The 24,439-nt window shown below is 69.7% G+C and carries 26 protein-coding genes and 2 pseudogenes; 14 read left to right on the top strand and 14 right to left on the bottom strand.

The genetic code is table 11. The features are described from left to right. The first annotated feature begins 423 nt into the window (after positions 1-423). Both N5096_RS11455 and N5096_RS11450 read left to right on the top strand, forming a co-directional pair. On the top strand, positions 424-1,032 hold the full coding sequence (locus N5096_RS11455; protein WP_267664843.1) for an IMP cyclohydrolase: 609 nt from the start codon (positions 424-426) through the stop codon (positions 1,030-1,032). 79 nt (positions 1,033-1,111) lie between these two features. Beyond that, positions 1,112-3,244, top strand: a pseudogene (locus N5096_RS11450) (S9 family peptidase). A gap of 4 nt (positions 3,245-3,248) precedes the next feature. On the opposite strand, the gene N5096_RS11445 reads toward N5096_RS11450, so the two are convergent. The 4 genes from N5096_RS11445 to N5096_RS11430 form a co-directional block, all read right to left on the bottom strand. Then, positions 3,249-3,626 carry a helix-turn-helix domain-containing protein gene (locus N5096_RS11445; RefSeq protein ID WP_267664841.1) on the bottom strand — a complete coding sequence of 126 codons (378 nt, stop codon included), beginning with the start codon at positions 3,624-3,626 and terminating at the stop codon, positions 3,249-3,251. Between the two features lie 77 nt (positions 3,627-3,703). Then, entirely contained in the window at positions 3,704-3,964 is a 261-nt protein-coding gene (locus tag N5096_RS11440) for a DUF8001 family protein (protein WP_267664840.1), read from the bottom strand. A gap of 52 nt (positions 3,965-4,016) precedes the next feature. Next, a complete protein-coding gene (locus tag N5096_RS11435) occupies positions 4,017-4,703 on the bottom strand; it encodes a DUF5828 family protein (protein ID WP_267664838.1) in 687 nt (228 codons plus the stop codon). A 56-nt stretch (positions 4,704-4,759) separates the two neighbouring features. After that, positions 4,760-4,993: a DUF8007 family protein gene (locus tag N5096_RS11430; RefSeq protein ID WP_267664836.1), complete on the bottom strand. Its 234-nt coding sequence runs from the start codon at positions 4,991-4,993 to the stop codon at positions 4,760-4,762. 157 nt (positions 4,994-5,150) lie between these two features. Between N5096_RS11430 and N5096_RS11425 the strand changes: the two genes are divergently transcribed. From N5096_RS11425 to N5096_RS11415, 3 genes are read left to right on the top strand one after another with little or no spacing between them, the layout of a single operon-like run. Beyond that, the gene (locus tag N5096_RS11425) at positions 5,151-5,531 is read left to right on the top strand and encodes a cupin domain-containing protein (protein ID WP_267664834.1); all 381 of its coding nucleotides are present in this window, start codon (positions 5,151-5,153) and stop codon (positions 5,529-5,531) included. Beyond that, positions 5,524-6,150, top strand: coding sequence for a DUF8052 family protein (locus tag N5096_RS11420; RefSeq protein WP_267664833.1), 627 nt, complete (start codon positions 5,524-5,526; stop codon positions 6,148-6,150). The genes N5096_RS11425 and N5096_RS11420 overlap by 8 nt, the downstream gene beginning before the upstream one ends. 6 nt (positions 6,151-6,156) lie before the next feature. Next, on the top strand, positions 6,157-6,795 hold the full coding sequence (locus tag N5096_RS11415; RefSeq protein WP_267664832.1) for a DUF6517 family protein: 639 nt from the start codon (positions 6,157-6,159) through the stop codon (positions 6,793-6,795). A 77-nt stretch (positions 6,796-6,872) separates the two neighbouring features. Here the strand turns inward: N5096_RS11415 and N5096_RS11410 are convergent, their stop codons facing one another. From N5096_RS11410 to N5096_RS11395, 4 genes are all read right to left on the bottom strand, one after another. Next, a complete protein-coding gene (locus N5096_RS11410) occupies positions 6,873-8,762 on the bottom strand; it encodes a carbon starvation CstA family protein (RefSeq protein WP_267664831.1) in 1,890 nt (629 codons plus the stop codon). Between the two features lie 162 nt (positions 8,763-8,924). Next, a complete protein-coding gene (locus tag N5096_RS11405; RefSeq protein ID WP_267664830.1) occupies positions 8,925-9,902 on the bottom strand; it encodes an ArsA family ATPase in 978 nt (325 codons plus the stop codon). Then, entirely contained in the window at positions 9,902-10,198 is a 297-nt protein-coding gene (locus tag N5096_RS11400; RefSeq protein WP_267664829.1) for a DUF7990 family protein, read from the bottom strand. Before N5096_RS11400 ends, N5096_RS11405 begins: the two co-directional genes overlap by 1 nt. A 119-nt stretch (positions 10,199-10,317) precedes the next feature. Further along, complete coding sequence (locus tag N5096_RS11395; protein WP_267664826.1) at positions 10,318-10,533, bottom strand: hypothetical protein; 216 nt, start codon at positions 10,531-10,533, stop codon at positions 10,318-10,320. A gap of 170 nt (positions 10,534-10,703) precedes the next feature. On the opposite strand from N5096_RS11395, the gene N5096_RS11390 reads away from it, so the two are divergent. Continuing rightward, a complete protein-coding gene (locus N5096_RS11390; protein WP_267664824.1) occupies positions 10,704-11,963 on the top strand; it encodes a CobW family GTP-binding protein in 1,260 nt (419 codons plus the stop codon). Between the two features lie 40 nt (positions 11,964-12,003). Here the strand turns inward: N5096_RS11390 and N5096_RS11385 are convergent, their stop codons facing one another. After that, on the bottom strand, positions 12,004-12,243 hold the full coding sequence (locus N5096_RS11385; protein ID WP_267664822.1) for a hypothetical protein: 240 nt from the start codon (positions 12,241-12,243) through the stop codon (positions 12,004-12,006). Positions 12,244-12,335: 92 nt separating this feature from the next. Further along, the gene (locus N5096_RS11380) at positions 12,336-12,662 is read right to left on the bottom strand and encodes a hypothetical protein (RefSeq protein ID WP_267664820.1); all 327 of its coding nucleotides are present in this window, start codon (positions 12,660-12,662) and stop codon (positions 12,336-12,338) included. Between the two features lie 59 nt (positions 12,663-12,721). On the opposite strand from N5096_RS11380, the gene N5096_RS11375 reads away from it, so the two are divergent. From N5096_RS11375 to N5096_RS11355, 5 genes are all read left to right on the top strand, one after another. After that, positions 12,722-12,937 carry a DUF8107 family protein gene (locus N5096_RS11375; RefSeq protein ID WP_267664818.1) on the top strand — a complete coding sequence of 72 codons (216 nt, stop codon included), beginning with the start codon at positions 12,722-12,724 and terminating at the stop codon, positions 12,935-12,937. Between the two features lie 216 nt (positions 12,938-13,153). Then, on the top strand, positions 13,154-13,831 hold the full coding sequence (gene upp / locus N5096_RS11370; protein ID WP_267664817.1) for a uracil phosphoribosyltransferase: 678 nt from the start codon (positions 13,154-13,156) through the stop codon (positions 13,829-13,831). 76 nt (positions 13,832-13,907) lie between these two features. After that, on the top strand, positions 13,908-14,123 hold the full coding sequence (locus N5096_RS11365; protein WP_267664815.1) for a DUF7569 family protein: 216 nt from the start codon (positions 13,908-13,910) through the stop codon (positions 14,121-14,123). 123 nt (positions 14,124-14,246) lie between these two features. Next, complete coding sequence (thrC, locus tag N5096_RS11360) at positions 14,247-15,530, top strand: threonine synthase (RefSeq protein ID WP_267664812.1); 1,284 nt, start codon at positions 14,247-14,249, stop codon at positions 15,528-15,530. 65 nt (positions 15,531-15,595) lie between these two features. Next, a complete protein-coding gene (locus tag N5096_RS11355; protein WP_267664810.1) occupies positions 15,596-15,787 on the top strand; it encodes an antitoxin VapB family protein in 192 nt (63 codons plus the stop codon). Positions 15,788-15,877: 90 nt separating this feature from the next. Here N5096_RS11355 and serA read toward each other — a convergent pair whose 3' ends face one another. The 3 genes from serA to N5096_RS11340 form a co-directional block, all read right to left on the bottom strand. Further along, entirely contained in the window at positions 15,878-17,482 is a 1,605-nt protein-coding gene (gene serA / locus N5096_RS11350; protein ID WP_267664809.1) for a phosphoglycerate dehydrogenase, read from the bottom strand. A gap of 298 nt (positions 17,483-17,780) precedes the next feature. Continuing rightward, positions 17,781-18,356, bottom strand: coding sequence for an RNA 2',3'-cyclic phosphodiesterase (gene thpR, locus N5096_RS11345; protein ID WP_267664807.1), 576 nt, complete (start codon positions 18,354-18,356; stop codon positions 17,781-17,783). Positions 18,357-18,433: 77 nt separating this feature from the next. Next, positions 18,434-20,203: an excinuclease ABC subunit C gene (locus tag N5096_RS11340; protein WP_267664806.1), complete on the bottom strand. Its 1,770-nt coding sequence runs from the start codon at positions 20,201-20,203 to the stop codon at positions 18,434-18,436. Between the two features lie 134 nt (positions 20,204-20,337). On the opposite strand from N5096_RS11340, the gene N5096_RS11335 reads away from it, so the two are divergent. The 3 genes from N5096_RS11335 (at position 20,338) to N5096_RS11325 (ending at position 23,830) form a co-directional block, all read left to right on the top strand. After that, positions 20,338-21,957 carry a methyl-accepting chemotaxis protein gene (locus N5096_RS11335; protein ID WP_267664803.1) on the top strand — a complete coding sequence of 540 codons (1,620 nt, stop codon included), beginning with the start codon at positions 20,338-20,340 and terminating at the stop codon, positions 21,955-21,957. Between the two features lie 268 nt (positions 21,958-22,225). Further along, positions 22,226-23,620 carry a cytochrome P450 gene (locus tag N5096_RS11330; RefSeq protein ID WP_267664802.1) on the top strand — a complete coding sequence of 465 codons (1,395 nt, stop codon included), beginning with the start codon at positions 22,226-22,228 and terminating at the stop codon, positions 23,618-23,620. Positions 23,621-23,623: 3 nt separating this feature from the next. Continuing rightward, the gene (locus N5096_RS11325) at positions 23,624-23,830 is read left to right on the top strand and encodes a hypothetical protein (RefSeq protein ID WP_267664801.1); all 207 of its coding nucleotides are present in this window, start codon (positions 23,624-23,626) and stop codon (positions 23,828-23,830) included. A 423-nt stretch (positions 23,831-24,253) separates the two neighbouring features. On the opposite strand, the pseudogene N5096_RS11320 reads toward N5096_RS11325, so the two are convergent. Beyond that, positions 24,254-24,367, bottom strand: a pseudogene (locus N5096_RS11320) (IS6 family transposase); the annotation flags it as partial. Positions 24,368-24,439 lie beyond the last annotated feature (72 nt).

Genomic DNA, 24,439 nt, shown 5'->3' with positions numbered 1-24,439 from the left:
GGGAACGCACGTACCCCCTAGTTTCTACTGGAAACCGCAGTACGTAGCCGGGTTGTGTCTCCAGAAGAAACGGTTTGTCGAGGGGAACCACTCGAACGGGAGGATCCACGCGAAGGAGCCCTCGTCAGCGAAGCGTGCCCTCTCGTCTGGGGCGGAACGCGGACGGGCCGCGAGAATAGTCCATCCTGGATTCGAACCAGGGTCGAAGCCCCCAGAAGGCTTCAGGATTGGCCACTACCCCAATGGACTACGCGTACCCATCGATAACCTGTGGGTGTTTGTAAGCGTTGCGCGTCGCCGGCCCTCTGTCACGGGTTCACAGGCGGCGACGAGGGCGACGCCCCGACCGCGACCGACTCCGTACTGATGGACGTACGTGCGTATATCGACGCGCTTTACTCGCCCGAATAGCCACGAAGCTGTATGTACGTCGGACGATTCGTCGTCGTCGCTCCCGGAATCGGCGCCTACCGCGTCTCCTCGCGCTCGTTCCCGAACCGGCGCGTGCTCGACCGCGATGGGACCCTCACGGTGGGCCCGACGCCGGACGCGCCCGAGACGGACAACCCGTACGTCTCGTACAACTGCGCGCGCGAGGTCCGGACGCCGACCGACGAGCCGCTCGCGGTCGTCGGCAACGGCTCGCACGTCGACCCGATCGCGGAGAAACTGGAGCTCGGGTACCCCGCCCGCGACGCGCTGGCGACCCCGCTGCTCGCGCTAGACTTCGAGAAGGACGACTACGACACGCCGCGAATCGCAGGAGTCGTCGGCGCTGAGACGGCGACGATCGGCGTCGTCCGCCGCGACGCCCTGCTCGTCGAGACCGTCGACGAGCCGACGATCGCGGCCACCTACGAGACCGACGCCCCGGAGTCGTACCCTCTCGCGGCGGCCGAGGCCGACGTCCCCGAGGCGGGCGCGGCCGCGACCGAGGTCCTCGGCGCCGACTTCGAGCACCCAGTGTGCGCCGCGGGCGCGACCGTCGACGGCGACGGCGTGACGCTGGCGGTCGACAACGGGGGCGAGTAGCGGGACGGCGCCGCCTCGCCACGGCCGCCCGGCTTTCCGGCTCCCGACGGCTTCTGCCCGGGGCGGTCGACCCCTCCCCATGGAGCGTGTCACCGCGGCCGACTACCACGACATCGCGACGCCCGCCGACCCGCGGATCTCGCCCGACGGGGACCGGGTCGCCTTCCTGCGACGCCAGCCGACCGACGACGAGGAGTACGAGTCGACGGTGTACGTCGTCGACATCGCCGGCGGCGACCCCCGCAGGCTGACCCTCGCCGAGGGCTCCGACGCGGAGCCGCGCTGGAGCCCGTCCGGCGAGCGGATCGCGTTCACCTCGACGCGGGGCGCCGACGACGACCGTCAGCAGCTGTGGGTGCTCCCGGTCGACGGGGGCGAGGCCCGGCGAGTCACCGACGTCGTCGGCGGCGTCTCCGAGGTGGCCTGGTCGCCCGACGGGGAGCGGATCGCCTTCGTGCAGTCGCCGACCGCGGAGGACCGGGAGGCGGACCGCGACCTGTCGGTCTCGGAGGAGTACGAGCCCGAGGAGCGTCCCGACCCCCGCGTCGTCGATCGGACCGTCTACCGGTCCGGTCAGCGGTACTTCGACGGTCGCCGGTCGGGCGTGTACGTCGTCGACGCGGACGCGACGGTCGAGGGCGCGGCGGCGCCCGACCCCGCCGAAGGCGTCGAGCGGGTGACCGACCGCGACGCCGACTTCGCCGCGCCCGACTGGGGGGACGCCGACACCCTCTAGGTCGCCGAGGAGGTCGGCGACGACCCGGACGACGCCGTGGAGATCGCGATCCGCGCACACGACTTCGAGACGGGCGAGACCGAACGCGTTCACGCGACGACCGGGTGGGGCGCCGCGCTCGCGGCGACCGCCGACGGCCGGGTCGCGTTCACCCACGCCGAGCCGGAGCAGATATCGATGCAGCCGGTCGACCTCCGAGTTGTCGACCGGGAGACGGGCGAGGTGACCGACCTCACCGGCGAGATCGACCGCGGGCTCGGCTACGAGGCCGCGCCGCAGTGGGGCCCCGACGACGCGACGCTGTTCTTCGCGACCCCCGACGAGGGGAGGACGGCGCTGTGGCACGTCCCGGCCGACGGGAGCGCGGCCCCCGAGCGGCTCGTCCGGCCGGGGACCGTCTCCGGGGCGACGGTCGGCGGCGACGAGGGCGCGGGCCCGGACGAGGTGACCGTCGCGTTCGCCGCCAGCGAGTCAGACCACCCGGGCGACGTCTTCGCGCACGACGCGTGGCGCGGCGAGACGGCGCGGCTCACCGATCTGAACGGCGACTACCTCGCCGAGCGCGCGGTCGGCGAGCCGGAGGAGGTCCGGTTCGAGTCGGACGGCGCGGAGATCCAGGGGTGGGTGCTGACGCCGCCGGGGTTCGACCCGGACGGCGAGGGAAGCGAAGGCGAGGCGTTCCCCCTCGCGGTCGAGATCCACGGCGGCCCCCACGCGATGTGGTCGACTGCGGGGACGATGTGGCACGAGTTCCAGACGCTCGCGGCGCGCGGCTACGTGGTCTTCTGGTCGAACCCCCGCGGCTCGACCGGCTACGGCGAATCGTTCATGCAGGCGATCGAGCGCGACTGGGGCGCGGTCACCCTCTCGGACGTGATGGCCGGGGTGGAGACGGTCGCCGAGCGCCCGTACGTCGACGGGACGAACGCCTTCGTCACCGGCGGCTCCTTCGGGGGATTCATGACCGCGTGGGCGGTGGGGCAGACCGACTACTTCCGCGCGGCCGTCTCCCAACGCGGCGTCTACGACCTCACCGGCTTCTACGGCTCGACCGACGCCGCGTACAAGCTGCTGGAGGGCGACTTCGACACCGTCCCGTCAGAGGAGCCGGGGTGGCTCTGGGAGCAGTCGCCGACCGGGCACGCCGACGGGGTCGACACGCCGACGCTGCTGATCCACAGCGAGGACGACACGCGGACGCCGATCTGCACGGCGGAGCTGTATCACCGGATGCTCCGGAAGAACGGCGTCGACACGCGATTCGTGCGCTACCCGCGCGAGGGCCACGAGCTCTCGCGCTCGGGCGAGCCCGGACACGTCGTGGACCGTATCGAGCGGATCGGGCGCTGGTTCGACGGCTACTCCGAGCACCACGACGCGCCGCGGGCGCTCGACCGTCTGGACGGGGAGGGGCTGAGCGCCGGGAGCGGCGAGGGAGGGGCGGCGGAGAGCGAGACGGACGCCGGCGAGGAGTAGGCGCTCACTCCCGGTCGTCCGGGTCGAACGCGTCGATCGCCCCGTGAACGCCCTCCACCCACTCGTCGAGCGCGTCGTGGAGCCGGGCTTTGGCCTCCGGGACCGGAATCGCGGTGTACTGGTAGACGTACCCGCCCGAGTCGAGCAGCCGGCGGCGGCGCTCGACGATCCCCTTGTCGCGCAGCGTCGACAGCGAGCGGTTCACGTTCGACCGGTCCCGGTCGAGTGTCTCGGCGAGCTCGGCGACGGTGCTTCCCGGGTGATCGAGCAGCGTCAGGTAGGTGCGGCTCTCGTGGTCGCGGATGCCGAACACGCAGGAGAGCACGTGTTCGAACGAGGGAGAGACGTCGCCGACGAGGTCCTCGATCTCGGGGTCGCTCATGGGCGCCGTTCGACTGCGGCCGGGTTAAAAGCCGGCATCGCGGTGGGAGAGCGAGGCGGGGCGACGGCAGGGGCGAGTCAGTCGCCGCTGTCGGCCTCGGTCCCGCCGCCGGCGTACCCCATCCGGTCGAGACAGCCGCGCATCTCGGCCTCCTCGGCGTGGCGGTGGAGGTTCGTCGGCGTGTCGCAGTGGTACGTCTCGCCGTCGTAGCGGAGCACGACCTCGTGGCGGCCGCCTGCGACCTCGACGTCGACGAGGATCCGGCGGCCGTTGTTGAGGGCGTCGATGATCTCGTCGGCCGACAGCTCGCCGGCCTCGACCCGGAGTACCTCTGTCATACCCTCTCTTCGCGGGTCCTCGAATTAAAACCGTGCGTGCCGCGCTCGCGGGTCACGTCATCGTCGAGTCCGGGCCGCCCTCCTCTTCCGGGGGCTCGACGCCCTCGGCGGCGGCGACGTCGTCCGTGCGCTTCTCCGTTTCGACGTGCCAGCGGTCGATCTCGGACTCGTACTCGGCGAGGATGTCGCTCACGTCGTCTTTCAGCTCGTCGTCGTTGACGTTCACCTCGAACTCGAACGTCTCGCCGTCCTCGCCGCGGCCGACCTCCTGGATGTTGGCGCTGACGAGCTCGTTGTCGAAGTAGTACGGGGCCATCTGGGTCATGACGTTCCGGTACACCGTGTCTTCGACCTTCCGGAGCGCCTTGCGGCTCGCCGAGTCGGCCGCGCGGGCGACGTGACCGATCGACTCCCCCCAGCTCTCCACGGCGCTCTCGGTGTCGTTCTCCTCGACCTGCTCGTAGGACTCGGTGAGCTTCTCGCCGGCCGTCTGGAGGTCATCACCGGGTGTCTTGCCGGCCTGTTCGCCCTCGCCCTCGGCGACGGAGGCCTGCTCGGCGGTCTTCGCCGACACGTCCTCGTCGATGCGCTCGTGGGACTTCGGGCGCCAGTCGTCGTACTCGTAGAACGGGTCGTCGTCGGCGCCGGTCTCGCGGAGCGCTAAGGCGATCCGCTCGCCGTGTTCGACGACGTCACCCCAGTCCCCGCGCATCTTGAAGCCGGAGATGCTCTCTTCCATCGCGTGGGCCCCATATGAAACGAACGCTTATAAGTCTCTCCGACCGAGCGCGTCGCCTACTTCCCGTACGAGAGTCGGCGACCCAGCTCGTCGGCCCGCTCTTTGAGGTCGCTGAGGAACCCTCCCGGCGAGATCCGCCGGAGCGACGACTGGTCGACCTCGATACGCTCGCCCGCGAACGGGTCGTGATCGGTGCGTTCCTCCGGGTCCTTGTCGCCGTTCACCGCGCCGACGACGGTCGACATCGAACACCGTCCGCACGCCTCCGTTTGAATCTCTTCGTCGGACATGTGTATCTGTATCGAATGTTCGTGTTTGACTGACTTAAAACCCGGCGTTAGCACCGCTGCGGCGTTTTTCGACCGGAAACGTCCGACGTGGAACCGGCCGATGTCGGTCCGACGTTGCCCCGACGAGCTTTTCAACCGCTCCGTGAAATGAGTTCACATGGGATATCGCGTCGTCGACACGGACTCGGTGGAGCCGAAGCCCGACCGCCCCTGCGAGTGCCGAAAGCTCTCCGAGCCGGGAGGCCTCGACGCCGCGGCGGTCAACCGGTTCCGCGCCGAGCCCGGCGAGCAGCTCCCGCTCGCGTACCACTACCACGAGACCCAACAGGAGGCGTTCTACGTCCTCGACGGGACGCTCTGGGTTGAGACGCCCGAGGGGACCGTCGAGGTGCCCGCGGACGACCTGTTCGTGGTCGACTCCGAGAGCCCGCAGCGAGCGTACAACCCGGCCGACGCTGACGCCCCCGTGACCGTCCTCGCGATCGGCGCGCCGCCGGCCGACGACGACGCGGTCGCCTACGACCCGGACGATGAGTGAGACGGCCAGCGGGGACGACCGCCGCGACCCCGGCGAGCTCCCGGAGGAAATCCGAGAGGCAGTCCCTGACTACGACGACGAGTACCTCGACCGCGTCTCCGACCGCCTGATGTACAGCTACGACTTGGAGCGAGACGTGGTCGTCCACGGCGAGCGGTTCGAGTTCGCGGGAGAGATGCGGATGCGCAACCAGAAGCAGTTCTTCCACCCGGCGCTGAGCTACGCCGACCACGACATCATGGAACACCTGTTCGCGCGCCGCGTAGCGAACCCGACGGTGGGCGAGCTGGAGCGGCTCGTCGACGTCGGCCACCGGGTCGCCGACGAGCGGATCACGCCGAACGAGGAACACTTCGGCACCGACGTCACCTTCGTCCTCGTCGCCGACCGGATCCCCGACGATGTGGTCGAGTTCGTCGACGGGTTCCGGGATCGCACCCTGCTGAAGCTCGGCTACTACGGGCACTACGAGGTGAATCTGGTCGTCGTCGCGCCCGACGACGAGGCGCTCGTCGCCAGCGAGGCCGCGGACGTCTCCGGCGCGTTCCGGCTGTGGGAACCCGTCGAAAAACCGGACGAGGGGTTCCTCTCCCGGTTCGCGAAGCGGTTCTGGCGGTGATCTCCGATGCGCCGGACTCGCTCCCCCCGCTCTCGGCGCGCGCTCCTCGCCGCGGTGACCGGCGCCGCGACGGCGACCGCCGGGTGCGCGCTGCTGCCGGAGGAACCGGAACCCATCGAGGCTCGCGCCGAGCGGCCGGCGTTCCTCCCGGACGCTGCGGCCGCCGAGCGGGGGTACGAGGAGACCATCTCGGCCGAGACGACGGTGACCACCTCGATCACGGTCGACCTGTCCGGCGACGTCCAGATCTCGAACACCCGCGAGGTGATCGCCACCGTCTTCCGGCGCGGCTACGCCGCCGATGACGGGCGGCGCTTCGGGGTCGTCACCGCGCCGGCCGTGGCGGTGATCGAACAGCCGGAAGTCGTCCGTGACCCGATCACCGGCGTCTCGGCCGCGCGGGCGGTAGAGCTCGCGACCGGCGCGAGCGTCTCGTCGGTTTCCGACTGGACCGACGGGCAGTCGCGGACGGTGCTCGGCACGGGGGCCGAGAGCGCGACGGCGACCGCGACCGGCGACGGGACCGACGTCGAACTGGAACGGGCCCGAGTTCGGGCCGGGGGCGACGCCGTCACGGCGATCGCGATCGCCCCCACGGGCGACAAGGCGGACCCGCCGTTCGGCGAGATCTCCCGCGACGCCTGATCGGAGCGCGTCGACGCGCCGCTTTTGACGAGCGTTTGATAAAAGGAAACGGCACCCCGAATCCGCGGAGGGACGGCTCAGTCGTCGCTCGGTTCGACGGCTGCGCCGGAGGTCCCGCCGCGGGCCGACTGGATGTTCTTGTAGCCGATCCGTACCAGCGAGAGGGCGAGGTAGATGAGGACCAACGCCAGCACCATCTGGACGACCGCCGACGCGATGGAGCTGAAGCCCTCGGCCCCTCCCTGGATGAGGTTCTGGTACAGGTTGCTGTAGAACGCCAGCCAGGAGAGCCCTAAGACGGTGATCGTCGTCATGATCGCCATCGGGACCCCGGTCGAGACGAGCTGTTTCGAGTCGTCCCAGTTGGCCAGCCAGACGGTGGCGGTCAGCAGCGCGAGCGCTGCGAGCAGCTGGTTAGCGCCGCCGAACAGCGCCCACAGCGTCAGCCACTCGCCGGAGATGACCATCAGATACGCCGGGATCGCCTGAACAAGCGGGTTGGTGTAGCGGCCGCGAGCGAGGCTCGCGAGCGCCGCGCGCGGACCGTTGCTAAGGTTCTCGAAGCCGGAGGCCGTGTCTCCGGTCGGGACCCCGACGATCTCCTCCATCATGTAGCGGCCGAGGCGGACGGCGGTGTCGGTCGACGTGAGCAGGAAGCTCACGAGCACCAGCGCCATGAACGGCGCCCCGAACGACTGGGGCAGGCCGAGGCTGGTGAGGATGATGCCGCCGCCGGTCGCGAAGTTCGGCAGCGCGGCGCCGATACCCCCGGCGGGGTCGGCGAACCCGGCGACCGCGAGCGTCGACAGCGCGACCGAGGCGAGTAGCCCCTCGCCGAGCATCCCGCCGTAGCCGATCAGCCGGGCGTCGGTCTCCTTGTCGAGCTGTTTGGCCGTCGTGCCAGAGGAGACCAGCGAGTGGAACCCGCTGATCGTCCCGCAGGCGATGGTGATGAACAACAGCGGGAACAGCGGTGCGAGGCCGGCCCCCTCGACGCCCCAGAAGCCGTTAAACGCACCCATCGAGTCGGCGATGACGAGCGGCTCCGCGGACGTGCCGAACACCGTGCCGACGATGATCGCCAGCAGCGCGCCCCCGACGCCCGTGTACAGGAGGAACGACGAGAGGTAGTCACGCGGCTGAAGGAGCGTCCACACCGGGAGCGCGCTCGCGATCCCGGCGTACAGCATGATGATCGGAACCCACGCCGCCCGGTTCGGGTTCATCGCGACGGCCGAGGAGCCCGGGATCCACTGACCGCTCCCGAGCCCGAACGCGTCGGCGAGAACGAGCGTCCCGGCCGGGTACGAAGCGTCACCGACCGCCGGGAACAGCGCGAACGGGAACTCGATACCGAGCCAGACGCCACCGAAGACGGCGGCGACGAACAGGACCGTCCCCGGGATGAACGGGCCGTTCAGCTGGTACAGGTAGACGCCGAACACCAGCGCGAGCGCGATGTACACGGAGCTCGCGGTCGTCACCTGCGGGAACGCGTCGAAGACGATGGCCACCACGAGGGCGAACACCGCCACGACGAGGATGATCGTGAGGAACGCGAACCACAGCAGCATGTCCTTGCCGCGCTCGCCCACGTACTGACCGATGATGTAGCCGATCGACTTCCCCTCGTGCCGCAGCGAACTCGACAGCGCGACGAAGTCGTGGACCGACCCCATCAGCGGGTTACCGACTGCGATCCACAGCAGCGCGGGAACCCAGCCCCACACGGCACCGGCCGTGATCGGGCCGACGATCGGCGCACCGCCAGCGATACTCGAGAAGTGGTGCCCGAGTAGCACCGGTTTCTTCGACGGAACATACTCTTGTCCGTCCTCATATTTGTGCGCCGGGGTCTCGGTCTCGGCGTCGAGTTCGACGAACTGCGAAAGGTACCGCGAGTACCCCATGTATCCGATTGTGAATGTACTCAACACTGCAACTGTGATCCAAATTACACTTGTCATAAGTTCCCCTGCCTCGTATTGCCGGTTTGGAAACAGCGTATTAAGTATTATCTTCAACCGTGATAGTTACCCGATTCAAACGAAGAAAGCACGAAAAGGGGCGCCCCGAACAGGTTCGTTTCACCTGATTGGGTATTTATTTCTCTATTTTTCTCTTGATTCTTACTGGCGCGCGCTCACCGGCTCTCCGGTCTCAACGTCAAGCGCTGCGGCGACCTCCGAGAGCACGTCGCCGCGGACCTCGCTGGTCCGCGACTCGATCTCGGCGACCAGCGGCGGGTCGAACTCCTCGCGGACCTGATCGAGCCGCTCGCGCTCGGTCGCAACCTTGTCTCGGAGGTAGCTGGCCCCCCGCCCCTCCTCGTGCGCCTCGGGCGACGGGGTGAGCTTGTTCGCCACGAGCCCGCGGACGCGGAGGTCGCGCTCGGTGAAGCCCTCGACCGCCCGGGCCGTTTCGTTGACCGACAGCTGGTCGGGGTTCAAGACGAGGTAGAAGGCGGCGTCGTTTCGCATCGTGTCGCCGGCGAACTCGAAGAACTCCTTGCGGCGCTGGAGCCGCTCTAGGACCGGGTCGCCGTCCATCAGCCGTCGCGGCTCCGCGTCGCCGATCGCGGCCTTTTCGAACAGGTCGATCGACTGCTTGCGCTTGTACAGCAGTCGGTCGATCCAGTCGCCGAGGAAGTCCGGGAGCCCGAGCAGCCGCAGGGTCGACCCGGTCGGGGCGGTGTCGAAGACGACGCGGTCGTACGGCTCGCTTTCCTCGCGCATCACGCCCACGAACGCGTCGAAGAGCGCGGACTCGTACGCCCCCGGCGTGCCGTGCGACATCTCCAGCTGCCGGTTGATCTCCGAGACCATCGCCGTCGACACCTGTTCGGAGAGCCCCTCGCGGATCTCCTGGAGGTGTCGCTGCATCTCGTCTTCGGGGTCGATCTCCATCGCGTCGAGCCCGTCGAGCCCGTCGACCGACTCCGGGTCATCGCCGAACTGCTGACCGAACACGTCGGACACCGAGTGGGCCGGGTCGGTCGAGACGACGAGCGTCCGCAGCCCGGCGTTCGCACAGCGGTGCGCGTACGCGCACGAAACGGTGGTTTTGCCGACGCCACCTTTCCCGCCGAAGAAGACGAACTGCTCCATCAGAAGTGGTACTGCTGGCCCTTCCGTTCCATGAGGCTCTCGCGGTCCCACAGCCGCCGCTCCCACGCTTCGAACTCGTCTTCGAGGTACGGGAGCAGCTCGGCGGTGTAGTACGAGACCGGCGAGGGGATACCGAAGGCGTCGGGGAAACACGCGAGCATGAACTCGTCTTCCGTGTCCTCGGCCTCTTTTTCGATCTTCTCGTAGGCCGCGTGAGTGACCATCCCGTGGTACAGGCCGCGGAGCCACTCCTCGAAGGTGGCTCGGAACCGCTCGATCCGGTCTGCGACTGTCATTATCGGTCGTGACGGTCGGGGTATGTTAAAAGCTGTCGCGGTCGGGCGCCGGGCGGTCGGGAGCGGTTAGCGGTCGGAGGATCGGAAGCGGTCGGGCGATCGGCCGGACTGAGGCGCGATCAGGCCGAGTTGCCGTCGGCGGTCAGCTCGGCCTGCGGCTCGTCCGAGTCGGTCGCCTCTTCGCCGTCGTCGAGCTCCGGCTGTTCGCTCTGGTCGGGGGTCGGCGCGTGTGCGTCCCCGTCGAGCGCGTCCCAGACGAGGTACAGCATCGCGACGACCATCAGGGAGGTCATCACGATCGCCACGATTCCCACCGCCGACACGTACTGGAACATGGTCGGCGGTGCGCGGGCGCGACGTATCAACGTGTCGGCTTCCGACGAACGCGGAGAGGGAGCGACCGCCGACACAGGCGACGAGCGCGCTCGAGACGGGCGATGTGCGCGAGGAGGGAGGTCGGTTCCGCCGCCGCGACGTTGAAGAGGCCACACGCCGACCGACCCGCATGGACGACGATCGGATTCCGGTGACCGTGCTCTCGGGGAGCCTCGGGGCCGGGAAGACGACGCTGTTGAACCACCTCCTCCGAAACGCCGGGGAGCGCGACGTCGCGGTGCTGGTCAACGACATGGGCGACGTCAACGTCGACGCCGAGCTGATCGCCGAGGAGTCGGAAGTCGACGTCGAGGGCGTCACGGAGCTGTCGAACGGCTGTATCTGCTGCGAGCTCCAAGACGACTTGGAGACCGTCGTAGTGCGGCTCGCGAACGAGCGATCCTTCGATAACCTGGTCGTCGAGTCGTCGGGCATCTCCGAGCCCGCGCCGGTCGCGCGGCTGTTCACCACCGAGTCGCGCGCGGCGGCCCGCTACCGTGTCGACGCGCTGGTGACCGTGATCGACACGCGGCGGTTCCTCGACGCCTTCGGTGGCGAGGGGACCCCTGAGCGCCGCGTCGCCGCGGACGACGACGAGGAGGCCCGCCCGCTCTCCGACCTCCTCGTCGAGCAGGTCGAGGTGTCGAACCTGGTGGTGTGTAACAAGGCCGACCTCTGTACCGACGCGGAGATGGACGAGGCGATCGAGCTCGTGGGCGCCCTGCAACCCGACGCGGAGACGGTCGTCGCGGAGTTTTCCGCGGTCGACCCCGACCGGATCCTCGACGTCGGGCTGTTCGACGCGAGCGAGCTCGGCGACCTGCCCGGATGGAAGCGGGCGCTGGCGGACGATCACGGCGGTCACGGCCACGACGACGGAGAGAATGGCGGGGACGACCAGAGCGACCACGGTGACCACGACCACCGCCACCCGGACGAGGTGTACGGGGTCAGCTCCTTCACCTACCGCCGGCGGCGGCCGTTCCACCCGGAGCGGAGCGCTGCCGTCCTGCGCGACCTCCCTCCCGAGGTCGTCCGTTCGAAGGGAACGCTGTGGGTCGCAGGCACGGACCAGCGTCAACAGGTCGGGCAGGCCGGCGCGTCCGTCCGGGTCACGGCGCTGGGGCCGTGGATCGCGAGCCTGCCGTCGGTCGAGCGCGACATGCTGCGCTCGAACCGACCGGAGCTCGACTGGGACGACGAGCACGGCGACCGCCTGACCGAGTACGTCGTCATCGGCACGGGGATCGACGAGACGGCGATCCGCGAGCGCCTGGACGACGCGCTCGTCACCGACGAGGAATGGGCGGGCTTCGAGGAGGGCGCGGTCGGCGGGGAGACCCCCTTCCCGACCGAGCAGGGCGCGGAGCTGGCGCTCCGCGAGGCTTAAAACAGAGGATGGGACCGCCGGAGCGTGGGCGGCGCCGGTCTCAGCAGGCGCAGCCGCTCCCGCTCGCGCGCTCGAACCGCATCGACTCGCCGCAGTCGGGGCACGCGGGCGTCCCGTCGGCGTCGCGGTCGAGCCCCTCGGCGTCGACCTCGACGTCCCGGACCCGCACGCCGCAGTCGTCGCACCAGTACGAGCCCTTGGAGCCGTCGTCGCCGGCGGTGTCCGGAGCGCGCTGGGTCGATTCCCCCATTATGTCCGTCACCGTGTCGAGAATTCCCATAAACAACCATACGAGTTCGGGCATCTTATTCTCCCGGTGCTGTGTGAACGCGGCGCACAGCCGCGGGCGATGGGGGAAGCTCGGGCGGGGACTCACAGCAGCGGGACGGTGAGCGCCACGATGAGGACGCCGAACGCCGCACCGGCGTACAGCAGCCGCTCGACTCGCGGGCCGGGCGGGAGCGGACCGGCGTCGAGCGGGGGGGCACAGCGGACGAGCCGGTGGTAGGCGATCGCGGCCGCGACCGCGAACGTCAGCGTCGAGGCGGCCAGCGACGTCGGGAGCGTGAGGCCGTACGCGAGGCCGTATAGCGGCCCGAACGAGAGCGCGAACGCGAACGCGAGCCCGGCGGTGACGAGGAACGGGACGGGGTCCACCCGGTCGCCGTGTCGGTTGCGAACGCGCACCTCGATATCCATGGAAGCTGTACGGGCCCCACGGACAAAGAGCTAAGTGCCGGTCTCCCCGGATATTCCCCATGAGCGAGGAGCAGAAAGGGATCCGCGAGGGGATAGAGGAATCAGAGGGCGACCCGCGGCTGATCCTCCTGATGAACGGGCTCCTGTCGGGGGTGTTCGCGTTGACCGTCGTCTGGGGGCTCGACCGGATCGGGATCGCCGGGTTCACCGCGCCGAACGTCGCGACGCTCGCGCTGATCATCTTCGCCGCGACGTACCTCGTGGTGTTGCGGTGAGTCCGAGGCGAAGGGGGCGCCGAACGGCGCCGGAACGAATGGGGCGCCGAACGGCGCCGGAACGAATGGGGCGCCGAACGGCGCCGGAACGAATGGGGCGCCGAACGGCGCCGGAACGAATGGGGCGCCGAACGGCGCCGGAACGAAGGGGGCGCCGAACGGCGCGACGGCGGACGTTCGCCACGTTTTAAGCCGAGCGCGGCCCCTCTCCCGACAATGACGATCGAAGACCGCGACGACGCGCACCTCATCACGCACGCGCTGGCGAAGGACACCCTCTCGCGGCTCCGGGACGTCGAGACCGAGCAGGTCGCCTTCCGGAAGGGGCTCGTGAAGCTCGGTCGGATCTGCGGCTACGAGATCATCGACGGGGCGATGGAGACGGAGTACGTCCCGGTGACGACGCCCCTCCAGGAGACGACCGGCGAGCGCGTGAAGGGGCTCGACGACGTGGTCATCATCAACGTCCTCCGAGCCGCGACCCCGTTCGTTGAGGGGCTCCTGAAGGCGTTCCCGCGGGCGAAGCAGGGCGTCATCTCCGCCGGCCGCGACGAGGCGGCCGGGATGACCGACGACGGGGAGTTCCCGATCACCATCGACTACGTGAAGCTGCCCGAGATCGGTCCCGACGACACCGTCATCCTCGCGGACCCGATGCTCGCGACCGGGTCGACGATGTGCGCAGTGCTCGGCCACGTCCTCGAGGAGGCCGGCGACTTCGAGGACCTGTTCGTCCTCTCGGCGGTCTCAGCCCCCGACGGGCTCGTCCGCGTGAGCGATCAGGTGCCCGAGGCAGACCTGCTGACGGTCGCCATCGACGACCGGCTCGACGACGACGGGTTCATCGTCCCCGGGCTTGGCGACGCGGGAGACCGCGCGTTCCGAACGGTCTGAGGCCGCGAGGCGCCGCGGGCGGCCCGGGTTCGCTCAGCCGACGTACTTTTAAGAGCCGTCCCCGCGACCGATCGGTATGAGCGACGCGCCGACGACCGGGCCCTGCGACGGCTGCGGCGAGCCGACGACGGACGCGCTCTCGCGGACCGTCCGACTGAGCGTCGACGGGGCGAACATCGACACCCAGCGGCTCTGTCCCGACTGTTTCGCCGACTGGATCGAGCGCTATCAGGACCGGCTCGGCTCCGGCCCCGACGACTCCGAGGACAGCTCAGAGATCATCATCGACTGAGGGCGGTCGGCTCGCCTCGGTCCGGGGGGCCCGCACGCCGAACCGGTTCGCCTCGAAGCGCACGCACGGCAACGTCCGTTCGGACCGCCCGTCTTAAGCCGCGGCGGCACGGACAGAGACGTAATGAATCTCGCCATCGACGCCCCGGCCCCGGCGGCGCCCGACTGCGCCGACGACGGGACGTGGCTCGCCTGCATCGAGTGCGACGAGACGTTCGCCCCCTTCGAGGACGTCCGGTACACCTGCGACGAGTGCGACGGGCTGCTCGAAGTCCGGTACGCCGACCCGCCGACGTTCGACGAGTTCGGGTCCGGCGCCTCCGCCGACGGCCCCGACCGCGGCGTCTGGCGCTACCGCGAGGCGCTCCCCTTCGACCTCGGCGTCACGCTTCCTGAGGGCGACACGCCGCTCCACCGCGTCCCGCGGATCGAGGAGGCAGTCGGCGTCGACGCGCTCCGGATCAAACACGAGGGGATGAACCCGACCGGCTCGTTCAAGGACCGGGGGATGACGGTCGGCGTCCGGGTCGCCAAGGAGCTGGGCGTCGGCGCGCTCGCGTGCGCGTCCACCGGGAACACCTCGGCCGCGCTCGCCGCCTACGGCGGGCGCGGCGACATGCAGACGCTAGTGCTCCTCCCCGCAGGGAAGGTCGCCGCCGGGAAGGTCGCGCAGGCGAGCCTCCACGGCGCCCGGATCCTGGAGGTCGACGGCAACTTCGACGCCTGCCTCGACATCGTCCAAGAGCTCGCCGCGCGCGGCGAGGCGTACCTGCTCAACTCCCTGAACCCGTTCCGCCTGGAGGGACAGAAGACGATCGGCTTCGAGATCTTAGAGGAGTTCTACGCCGACTACGGGACCTTCCCGGACCGGATCGTGCTCCCGGTCGGCAACGCGGGCAACACCTCGGCGCTTTATAAGGGATTCCGCGAGCTCGTCCAGGCGGGCGCGCTCGACGTCGAACAGGTCCCCAAGCTGACCGGGGTTCAGGCCGAGGGCGCCGCGCCGATGGTCGAGGCGGTCGAGGAGGGGAACGACGAGATCCGCCGGTGGGAGGACGTCGAGACGCGCGCGACCGCGATCCGCATCGGCAACCCGGTCAACGCGCCGAAGGCGATCCCCGGGATCCGCAACACCGACGGCACCGCCGTCGCCGTCAGCGACAACGAGATCACCGCGGCGCAGCGTCACCTCGCCGCCGAGGGCGTCGGCGTCGAGCCCGCCTCCGCGGCGAGCGTCGCCGGGTTGAAGAAGCTCCGGCGCTCCGGCGTCGTCGACGACGACGAGCGGGTCGTCTGCCTGACGACGGGCCACCTGTTGAAGGACCCCGAGGCCGCTTACGAGGCCGGCGGCGACCCCGAACCGGTCCCGAACGACGTGGAGGCGGTGCTCGACCACCTGCACGGCTGATCGAACTGTCCGTGCGCGGCTTCCCCGCTACATTTCACACACACAAACACAGACACAAACACGCGATGCCCACCAAGACGATCGGCGTTCGGGAGGGGGTGTATGAGCGCCTTCGCGCGCGAAAGCGGGACAACGAGAGCTTCACTGACGTCATCGATCGGCTGATCGACGAGAGCGAAGGCGATTGGCGCGAGGGGTTCGGATCGTTGTCGACGGAGGACGGCAAGTCGCTTCGGGAGGCCGCGATCGGGTCGTGAAAGCGGTTCAACGATTCGGCGAGCGAACGACAGGCTGCGGCGATCGGGCGGTTGGCGGCCGTCTCGAGTGAGGACGCGGCTGACTGCCGCCTACTCCGCCGGCCGCTCGTCGGCGTCGTCCAGCGTAATCTCGGTGACCTCGATGATCCGGTCGTCGCCGAGCAGGGCCTCGATCGCGGCGTCGGGGACGTCCTGATCGAGGTTGTAGACGGTGAGCGCTTCGCCGCCCTGCGTCTCGCGGGCGTTGTACATCCCGGCGATGTTGACGTCGTGGTCGCCGAGGACGGTGCCGATGAGCCCGATGACGCCCGGCTCGTCGGTGTTGCGCGCGACCAGCATGTGGCCGTACGGGACCGCGTCGACGCGGAAGCCGTCGATCCGGACGATCCGGGCGTCCTCGCCGGCGAACAGGGTGCCCTCGACCGCGATCTCGTCGTCGCCGTTCCGGACGGTGACGCGAACCAGGCTCTGGAAGTCGTCGGTCTGTCGGGTCTTCGACTCGGTCACCTCGATGCCGCGCTCCTCGGCGAGCCGGGGCGCGTTCACCGAGTTCACCTGCCACTCGAGCGGCTCGAAGACGCCCTTCAGGGCGCTCGCGGTGACGAGGTCGACGTCCTCCTCGGCGATGTCGCCCTCGTAGGTCGCCTCCACTTCGGTGATGCGACCGTCGAGCAGCTGCGCGGCGACCTTCCCGGCGGTTTCGGCGACGGCGATGTACGGCTTGATCCGGGGGAACGCCGTCTCGTCGACGGAGGGGGCGTTGAGCGCCGTCAGGACGGGCTCGTCGTTGAACGCCGCCATCACGGCCGCCGCGGTGTCGACCGCGACGTTCTCCTGTGCGGCCTCCGTCGAGGCGCCGAGGTGGGGGGTCACGACGACCCCCTCGACGTCGAGCAGGGGCGAGTCCTCGGCGAGCGGCTCCTCGGCGAAGGAGTCGAGCGCGGCGCCCGTGAGGACGCCGTCGTCGACGGCCTCCGCGAGCGCGTCCTCGTCGACGATGCCGCCGCGGGCGCAGTTGATGAGGTAGCCGCCCTCCAGTTGGGCCAGCTCCTCTTCGCCGATCATCCCCTCGGTCTCGGGGAGGAGGGGAGTGTGGATCGTCGCGAAGTCGCCGCGTCCGAGCGCCTCGTCGAGGTCGTCGACCAGCTCGGCGCCGAGCCGGTCGGCGCGGTCCTGAGAGATGTACGGGTCGTAGACGACCAGGTCCATCCCGAGCGAGTCGAGCCGCTTTGCGACCTGCTGGCCCACCCGGCCGAGGCCGACGATGGTGAGCGTCTTGTTGTTCAGCTCGGTGCCGAGATACTCGCCTTTGGCCCACTCGCCGCCGCGGAGGCGGCCGTGCGCCTGCGGGATCGAGCGCGCGACGGCGAACGTCATCGCGACCGTGTGCTCGGCGGCGGCCCGGACGTTGCCCTCGGGCGCGTTGGCGACGATGACCCCGTGGTCCGTGGCGGCCTCGATGTCGATGTTGTCGACGCCGATTCCCGCCCGGCCGACGATGACGAGCTCGGAGGCGGCCTCGAAGACGTCCTCGTTCACGTCGGTGCCGGAGCGAACGATGAGCGCGTTGGCGTCGCTCACGGCGTCGAGGAGGGCCTCCCCTTCGACCTCGTAGTCCGTTTCGACCTCGTGGCCGGCGTCTCGGAGTCGGTCCAACCCCGCGTCCGCGATGGGGTCGGTCACGAGTACCTTCATGTGGGTACCCACCTGCGGCGCGAGGTTAACGCTTTCCTCATCGCTCCGTTTTGCCGTCCGATACGATCCGCGATCGTGCTTTTTCGTCCCCCCTATTTCGGGTGGAAACACCTCGTTCATGTCTACCCGAATCGCGGTCGGAGCGGTGGTCGAGACGCGTCGAGCCCGCTCGGCGAACGCGCCCGCCCCGGGGCGGTGCTCCCGTCTACATCCGGCCGCACGTACCCGCGTGGCGAGGAGTCCGCATGGCGAGGAGTCCGCATGACGAGGAGTGAGGGGGTGTCGGGACCGGGACTCGTCAGAGGTCGAACGACGCGGCGGTTTCGTAGACCGGTCCGTCGGCGGTCAGCGTCGAGTTGACGAGCCGGACCGCATCGGCCTCGAACCGACCGATTTCGGGGTCGCGCTTGCGGACCATCTCTCGGACCAGCTCTTTCCCGCGGGCGTCGTTCATCCGGGCGAGCGTGACGTGCGGGGCGAAGTCGTGCGCCTCCGGGTCGACGCCGAGCGCGGTCGTTTCGGTCTCAAGCGCCTCGTGGAGCGCGGTCAGCTCCGCGCTCCCCGCGCCGACCCCGGCCCAGACGACCGAGACGTAGTCGAGGCCCGGGAAGACGCCGAACCCCTCGACGGCGCACTCGAAGGGGTCGACGTCGGCGTCCGCGACCGCACGCTCGCCGGCCGCGACCACGTCGTCGAGGGCGGGAGTGGTGTCGTCGTCGTCGCTCTCGCCGATTTGGCCGAGAAACGTCAGCGTCACGTGCGTCTGCTCGGGGTCGACGAACCGGAGTCCCTCGGCGCCCTCGAACGCGGCCTGTGCGTCCGCGATAGCGGGCGTGAGGGCGTCCGGGAGGTCGAGGGCGAAGAACGCTCGCATGACGGTGGGGAGTTGCACGAGACGGCTTATAAATCGTTGATGACGCGGGAGACGCCGCCGAATTCCCGGCCGTTCAGTTATAAGCGCTCGCCGAGGGTCTCGGCGGTCCTGTCGCCGATTCCGTCGACGTCGGTGAGGTCTTCGGGAGAGGCCTCCCGGACGTTTTCGACCGAGCCGAAGCGGCGGAGGAGTCGGCGGCGGGTCTCGGGGCCGACGCCGGGCACGTCGTCGAGGACCGTTTTCACCTCGTCCCGGACGGTCTGGTGGTAGGAGACGGCGAAGCGGTGCGCCTCGTCGCGCACGCGCTGGAGCAGGTGGAGCTCGGGGGCGTCGTCGTCCCACCGGCGGGTGCCGGTCGGAGTGATGACCAGCTCCTCGGCCTTCGCGAGCGCGGCGACGGGGACGTCCCAGCCGGTCTCCGCGAGGGCGTCGCGGGCGGCGCCGAGCTGGCCCTCGCCCCCGTCGATCAGGAGGAGGTCGGGGTCGGGGCGGTCGTCGCGGCCCTCGACCGCGCGCTCGGCGCGCCATCGGACCAGCTCGCGCATGTTGGCGTAATCGTCGTTGCGGTCGGTGAGCTTCTTCCGGCGGTAGTCGGCCGTCTCCGCGCTCCCGTCGACGAAGCAGACGTCGGAGCCGACGACCGCGGTCCCCTGCGCGTGGCTCACGTCGAACCCCTCGATCCGGTCGGGGCGGCCGACCCCGAGCCGCTCGCCGAGGGCGCCCACCGAATCGTCGCGACCCCCGCGTTTGCGGGCGTTTTTGAGAGCGAGCTCGACGAGCTTCGCCTCACGGCCCGCGCCGGGGACCCGGACCGCGACGCCCTCGGCCTCCAGCCAGTCGACCACGTCCGGGTCCGCGGGGCGCTCCGCCAAGAGGACCGCATCCGGGAATTCGCGCTCGGCGTAGTACTGCGTGAGGAACGCCGACAGCACCGCGGCCGGGGTGTTGGCGTCGGGGCCGCCTCCGTCGTCGGTCGACCCGTCCCCCACCGCCGCCGCATCGAGTCGGTGGCGGCTCCGGTCGACCAGCTGGCCGCGCTCGCTGTGGAGCCGGGCGACGCGGGCGACGTCGCCCTCGACGGCGGCCGCGAGCACGTCGACGGCGCGGTCGTCCGATCGGTCGCTGACCGCCTCACCCCCCTCGCCGTGGAACGCCTCGACCGCCTCGAGGCGGTCCCGGAGGTTCGCGGCGCGCTCGAACTCCGCGCTCTCGGCGGCGGCCTCCATCCGCCGGCGCAGCGGGTCGGCGAGGGCACCCGTCTCGCCCTCCAGGAATCGGTGGACGGCGGCGACGTCCTCGGCGTAGCTCTCGGGGTCGATCTCGCCGGTACAGGGGGCCGAGCAGATCCCCATCTCGTAGTCGAGACAGGGGCGGTCGCGGTTCGCGTACTTGTGGTCCGAGCAGCCGCGGAGCAGGTACTCGTCGCGGATCGCCTTCACCACGGTCTCGACCCGGCCCTTGTCCGTGAACGGGCCGTACGCGACCGCGCCCTCCTCCGGGTCGCGGGTCACCTCGATCCGGGGGACCGGGTGGTCGGTCAGGGCGATCAGCGGGTACGACTTGTCGTCTTTGAGCCGGACGTTGAACCGGGGCTGGAGCCGCTTGATAAGGTTCGCCTCCAAGAGGAGGGCCTGCGTCTCCGTGTCGGTGACCGCGAACTCGATCCGGTCGGCGCGCGCGACCATCCCCCGGATCCGCCCCGAGCGCGGGTCCGCGTACGACCGGACCCGATCTCGGAGGTCGACCGCCTTACCGACGTACAGCGTGGTCTCTCCCGCTCGGAACTGGTAGACGCCGGGCTCGGTCGGGAGGGCGGCGGCCCGCTCGCGCACGGCGTCGGCGTCCATCGGTCCACGGTAGCCGCCGGACGCGTTTGAACGCTGCGGGCGGGGGAGGGAGAGAGCGAGCCGGACCGAAATTATCACGTGTGAATAATGGAGGGAACCGCTTATGAGAATAGTTAGGAAAAAACGACACAGATATGACCGGAGTTCGAGAGTTGATCCAGCGCGTGCTGGGCCGGGATCGGAACTCGCGGTCGGTGCCCGACGGCGGGGTCGTCGTCGACGGTCCGACCGGTAACGACGGAGTGAGCGCGGGGGGAACCCGGACGAACGGAGCCGACGGCGAGGAGTTCGCGATCGCCGAGGAGGACGGCGTCGAGCGCGCCGAGACGCTGGCGAGGGCGGGCTTCCAGCAGGTGTTCGACGCGACGAGCGTCCCGACGTTCATCCTCGACGCCGACGGCAACGTCGCCGAGTGGAACGAGTCCATCGCCTCGCTCACCGGGGCCGAGCGCGAGGACGCCGTCGGCCACGCTCACGTCTCGGAGCTGTTCTACCCGGACGGCCGGCGGGCCGACACGCTCGCCGACAAGGTCCTCGACGCGCCGAAGAGCGCGGACGAGGTGTACGGGGTCGAGCGCTGCGGTCCGACAGAGGACCGCTACCGCGACACCAGCACGATGGTGGACCGCCACGGCGACGAGAAACACATCGAGTTCACGGCGACCCCGCTGTACGACGGCGACGAGCTCGTCGGTGTCACCGAGATCGTCATCGACCGCACGGAGAACGTCAAGGAGCGCGACGCGACGACGGAGCTGGTCTCGGAGATCCGGACCACGGCCGAGGAGATCGGCGAGGGGAACCTCGGTGCCCGCGCGGTCTGTCGGGAGGAGTGCGAGACCCTCGACGAGGAGCTGCTGGATGTCATCGACGTCGTCAACGGAATGGCCGAGAACCTGGAGAACCTCTCCGAGAGCGTCCACGAGCAGGCGCGTCAGATCGACAACACGGTCCGGGACGCCAGCGGGGCCGCCGCCGACATCGCCGAGAACGTCGACGAGCAGAACGAGCTGTTAGAGGAGAGCGTCTCCGAGATGCAATCGTTCTCCGCCGGCATGGAAGAGGTCGCCGCCACCGCGGACCAGGTCGACTCCGCCGCGGTCGCGGCCAGCGAGGCCGCCGACGAGGGGCTCGACGCCAGCGAGGACGCCCGCGAGGCGACCGAGGACGTCGTCGAGATCGGCGACGAGCTGGTCGAGAGCGTCGGGGCGCTCTCGGAGCGCATGGACGACATCGAGGAGGTGATCGAAGTGATTTCGGACGTCGCCGAGCAGACCAACCTGCTCGCGCTCAACGCCAACATCGAGGCCGCCCGGGCCGGCGAGGGCGGCGACGGCTTCGCGGTCGTCGCCGAGGAGGTGAAGAAGCTCGCGGACGAGACCCGCGGCTACACCGAGGACATCACGGAGAGCCTCGCGGAGCTCCAGGCGCAGTCGGACGAGACGAGCGCCGCCGTCGAGCGCTCGCACGACCGCATCGAGGACGCCGGCACCGAGATCGAGACGGTGCTCGACTCCCTCGAGGAGATCGCCGACGCGGTCGACGAGGCGGCCGCGGGCGTCGCCGAGGTCGCCCGGACGACGGACGACCAAGCCGCGACGGTCGAGGAGCTCACGTCGTCGCTGGAGGCGGTCCGGGAACGCTCCGACCGCACCGAGGACGCGACCGACCGCATCGTCGAGGCGACCGACGAGCAGGAGGTCGCCGTCGACGAACTGATCGCGCGCGTCGAGCGGCTGGACACCCGACAGTAGGCGGGGCGGAGGCGGGGCAGAGGCGGGCCGGAGGCAGAGGAGAGGCGGGCCGGAGGCAGGGCGGAGGCGGAGCAGAGGCGGGCCGGAGGCAGGGCGGAGGCGGAGCAGAGGCGGGCCGGAGGCAGGGCGGAGGCGGAGCAGAGGCGGGCCGGAGGCAGGGCGGAGGCGGAGCAGAGGCGGAGGAGTCAGAGGGAAAACCGACCGCCGCACGCCTCGGTCGTTCTCCCCGGCGCCGAACGTTTAAGCTCGACGAGACCCTATTTCTCGTATGTCAGTCACGCCGCCGGGACCCATCGGCGACCCCGTCTTCGGCAACGGTCGCCAGTACGCCGACGACCCGTTCTCGTTCATGCGCGCCTGCGCCGACAGCTACGGCGACGTCGTTCGGTTCGACCTCGGCCCGCGCGAGACCTTCCTCCTGACGAACCCCGCCGACGTCGAGCGCGTCCTCGTCGCCGACGCCGAGCGCTACCGGAAGCCGCAGTTCGGTGACGACGCCATGGACACCCTGCTCGGGGACGGCCTCCTCATGAGCGAGGGCGAGACGTGGCAGCGCCAGCGGAAGCTGGCGAACCCCTCGTTCCACAACCGACGGATCGGGGCGCTCGCGGGGACGATGGTCGACCACACCGAGTCGCAGCTCGGGGACTGGAGCGACGGCGACGTCGTCGACATCCAGCTGGAGGTCGCCCGCCTCACCGTCAAGATCATCGTCTCAGCGATGTTCGGCGCCGACATCACCGACGAGGAGGTGAAGACGGTCCAAGAGAAACTGGAGCCGCTCGGCGCCCGGTTCGAGCCCGACCCGCGCCGCTTCCTGATCCCGAGCTGGGTGCCGACCCGCGAGAACCGCGAGTTCGACGCCGCCATCGACACCCTCGAGTCCGTGATCGACGGGATCGTCGAGCGCCGGCAGGGGACCGAGCGCGACCCGAGCGTGGACCCGGCCGGCCCCGAGGGCGTCGCCGTGCGCGGCCCCGCCGGAGACGGCGACGGCGACCTGCCGATGGACCTCCTCTCGGTCCTGTTGCGCGCCCGTGAGCGCGGCGAGCAGACCGACGAGAACCTCCGCGACGAGCTGGTGACGATGCTGCTCGCGGGCCACGACACGACCGCGCTCGCGTTGACGTACACCTTCTACCTGCTCTCGAACCACCCCGAAGCGCGGGAGCGCGTGGCGGAGGAGGCCGCGGCGGCGACGGCGGACGGTCCCCCCACCGCCGCCGACGCCCGCGACATGGATTTCACCGAGCGCGTCCTGAACGAGTCGATGCGGCTGTATCCCCCGGTTTACACCGTATTCCGGGAGCCGAAGATCGACGTGAAGGTCGGCGGGTACCGGATCCCGGAGGGCTCCGCGCTCATGCTCTCGCAGTGGGTGGTCCACCGCTCGCCGCGCTGGTACGACGACCCCGAGACGTTCGACCCGAGCCGGTGGGAGCCCCAGCGCCGGAGCCAGCGCCCCCGGTTCGCGTACTTCCCGTTCGGCGGCGGCCCGCGCCACTGCATCGGGAAGGCGTTCTCGCTGCTGGAGGCCAAGCTGATCCTCGCGAAGGTCTGCTCGCAGTACGACCTGGAGTACGAGGGCCCGGACCTCTCGCTGCGCGGCTCGCTGACGATGCACCCGAACCACCCGGTCCCGATGCGGATCCGCGAGCGCTGAGGGATGGTCGACGGCGAGGAGTCGTACTGCCGACGCTGCGGTGAGCCCCTTTCTCGGGGAGTTATCGCGAGCCGGCAGCGCGCCTGCTGTCTCAACGCCACCCCCATCGCCGGAGTCTGCCCGACGCACGGCCCCGTCGGCCCGCACCACGCAGTGGACGAGCCGGGCGAGTGCGACGGTGCGGCCACTGAAGGTGAGAGCCGAGAGTGACCGCCGACGGCGACCCACTAGTTATAAACTGATGGCGGTGGCGCGCGCCTCCGAACGCCCGCAGGACGTGAGGAGCGCGTGCGAGAACGTCGGGCGAAGCCCGACTGCCAGAGGCGCGTAGCGCCGGCTGCCAGAGAATCTTCGATTTTCGCTGGACGCGGCGAACGCGAGCGGCGGAGCCGCGAGTCGTGAGCCGCGAGGCTGGGGAGGCCTGAGGTGCGGTTGCGGCCCCGCGAGCAACGCGAGCGGGAGCACGGAAGTCGCAGCCCGCGCAGCGAACGAAGTGAGCGAGCAGGACCGTCTTCCGGTGGTGCGAGGCGGGACTCAAAGGGGCAGCGGGGAGGCGTTCATCGCCGGTCCAGTATCAACCATTTATCAATGATCGACTACTGTTTCGGAGGAACCCGCCAACGATCGGTCGCGTTAAGTTTGGCGTGAATTGTGGTAGACGGCGAAGGCTTCGAGCCAGTTTTGAGCTGTCTCTAACGCGACATTGCTGAAACTATTCGCAAACGATGATGTTCGTCGTTCTATTTCCCGTATGTGTTTACCCCGAGGTCTCGACAGCCGGCACAGCGTGAGCCCGTGAGATAACCTCATTATTGCTGA

Source organism: Halorubrum yunnanense (genome assembly GCF_026586675.1).
Lineage (GTDB): Archaea > Halobacteriota > Halobacteria > Halobacteriales > Haloferacaceae > Halorubrum > Halorubrum yunnanense.
This window is presented reverse-complemented; position numbering and strand designations above follow the sequence as displayed.

What these genes read in the sequence shown, in the direction of transcription:
- N5096_RS11375 (WP_267664818.1), top strand. Translation starts at nt 12,722, where the DNA reads ATGAGCGAGGAGCAGAAAGGGATCCGCGAGGGGATAGAGGAATCAGAG.
- N5096_RS11325 (WP_267664801.1), top strand. Translation starts at nt 23,624, where the DNA reads ATGGTCGACGGCGAGGAGTCGTACTGCCGACGCTGCGGTGAGCCCCTT.
- N5096_RS11385 (WP_267664822.1), bottom strand. Translation starts at nt 12,243, where the DNA reads ATGGGAATTCTCGACACGGTGACGGACATAATGGGGGAATCGACCCAG.
- N5096_RS11445 (WP_267664841.1), bottom strand. Translation starts at nt 3,626, where the DNA reads ATGAGCGACCCCGAGATCGAGGACCTCGTCGGCGACGTCTCTCCCTCG.
- upp (WP_267664817.1), top strand. Translation starts at nt 13,154, where the DNA reads ATGACGATCGAAGACCGCGACGACGCGCACCTCATCACGCACGCGCTG.
- N5096_RS11380 (WP_267664820.1), bottom strand. Translation starts at nt 12,662, where the DNA reads ATGGATATCGAGGTGCGCGTTCGCAACCGACACGGCGACCGGGTGGAC.
- N5096_RS11415 (WP_267664832.1), top strand. Translation starts at nt 6,157, where the DNA reads ATGCGCCGGACTCGCTCCCCCCGCTCTCGGCGCGCGCTCCTCGCCGCG.
- thpR (WP_267664807.1), bottom strand. Translation starts at nt 18,356, where the DNA reads ATGCGAGCGTTCTTCGCCCTCGACCTCCCGGACGCCCTCACGCCCGCT.
- N5096_RS11410 (WP_267664831.1), bottom strand. Translation starts at nt 8,762, where the DNA reads ATGACAAGTGTAATTTGGATCACAGTTGCAGTGTTGAGTACATTCACA.
- N5096_RS11440 (WP_267664840.1), bottom strand. Translation starts at nt 3,964, where the DNA reads ATGACAGAGGTACTCCGGGTCGAGGCCGGCGAGCTGTCGGCCGACGAG.
- thrC (WP_267664812.1), top strand. Translation starts at nt 14,247, where the DNA reads ATGAATCTCGCCATCGACGCCCCGGCCCCGGCGGCGCCCGACTGCGCC.
- N5096_RS11455 (WP_267664843.1), top strand. Translation starts at nt 424, where the DNA reads ATGTACGTCGGACGATTCGTCGTCGTCGCTCCCGGAATCGGCGCCTAC.
- N5096_RS11395 (WP_267664826.1), bottom strand. Translation starts at nt 10,533, where the DNA reads ATGTTCCAGTACGTGTCGGCGGTGGGAATCGTGGCGATCGTGATGACC.
- N5096_RS11365 (WP_267664815.1), top strand. Translation starts at nt 13,908, where the DNA reads ATGAGCGACGCGCCGACGACCGGGCCCTGCGACGGCTGCGGCGAGCCG.
- N5096_RS11425 (WP_267664834.1), top strand. Translation starts at nt 5,151, where the DNA reads ATGGGATATCGCGTCGTCGACACGGACTCGGTGGAGCCGAAGCCCGAC.
- serA (WP_267664809.1), bottom strand. Translation starts at nt 17,482, where the DNA reads ATGAAGGTACTCGTGACCGACCCCATCGCGGACGCGGGGTTGGACCGA.
- N5096_RS11330 (WP_267664802.1), top strand. Translation starts at nt 22,226, where the DNA reads ATGTCAGTCACGCCGCCGGGACCCATCGGCGACCCCGTCTTCGGCAAC.
- N5096_RS11400 (WP_267664829.1), bottom strand. Translation starts at nt 10,198, where the DNA reads ATGACAGTCGCAGACCGGATCGAGCGGTTCCGAGCCACCTTCGAGGAG.
- N5096_RS11435 (WP_267664838.1), bottom strand. Translation starts at nt 4,703, where the DNA reads ATGGAAGAGAGCATCTCCGGCTTCAAGATGCGCGGGGACTGGGGTGAC.
- N5096_RS11335 (WP_267664803.1), top strand. Translation starts at nt 20,338, where the DNA reads ATGACCGGAGTTCGAGAGTTGATCCAGCGCGTGCTGGGCCGGGATCGG.
- N5096_RS11355 (WP_267664810.1), top strand. Translation starts at nt 15,596, where the DNA reads ATGCCCACCAAGACGATCGGCGTTCGGGAGGGGGTGTATGAGCGCCTT.
- N5096_RS11390 (WP_267664824.1), top strand. Translation starts at nt 10,704, where the DNA reads ATGGACGACGATCGGATTCCGGTGACCGTGCTCTCGGGGAGCCTCGGG.
- N5096_RS11340 (WP_267664806.1), bottom strand. Translation starts at nt 20,203, where the DNA reads ATGGACGCCGACGCCGTGCGCGAGCGGGCCGCCGCCCTCCCGACCGAG.
- N5096_RS11405 (WP_267664830.1), bottom strand. Translation starts at nt 9,902, where the DNA reads ATGGAGCAGTTCGTCTTCTTCGGCGGGAAAGGTGGCGTCGGCAAAACC.
- N5096_RS11420 (WP_267664833.1), top strand. Translation starts at nt 5,524, where the DNA reads ATGAGTGAGACGGCCAGCGGGGACGACCGCCGCGACCCCGGCGAGCTC.
- N5096_RS11430 (WP_267664836.1), bottom strand. Translation starts at nt 4,993, where the DNA reads ATGTCCGACGAAGAGATTCAAACGGAGGCGTGCGGACGGTGTTCGATG.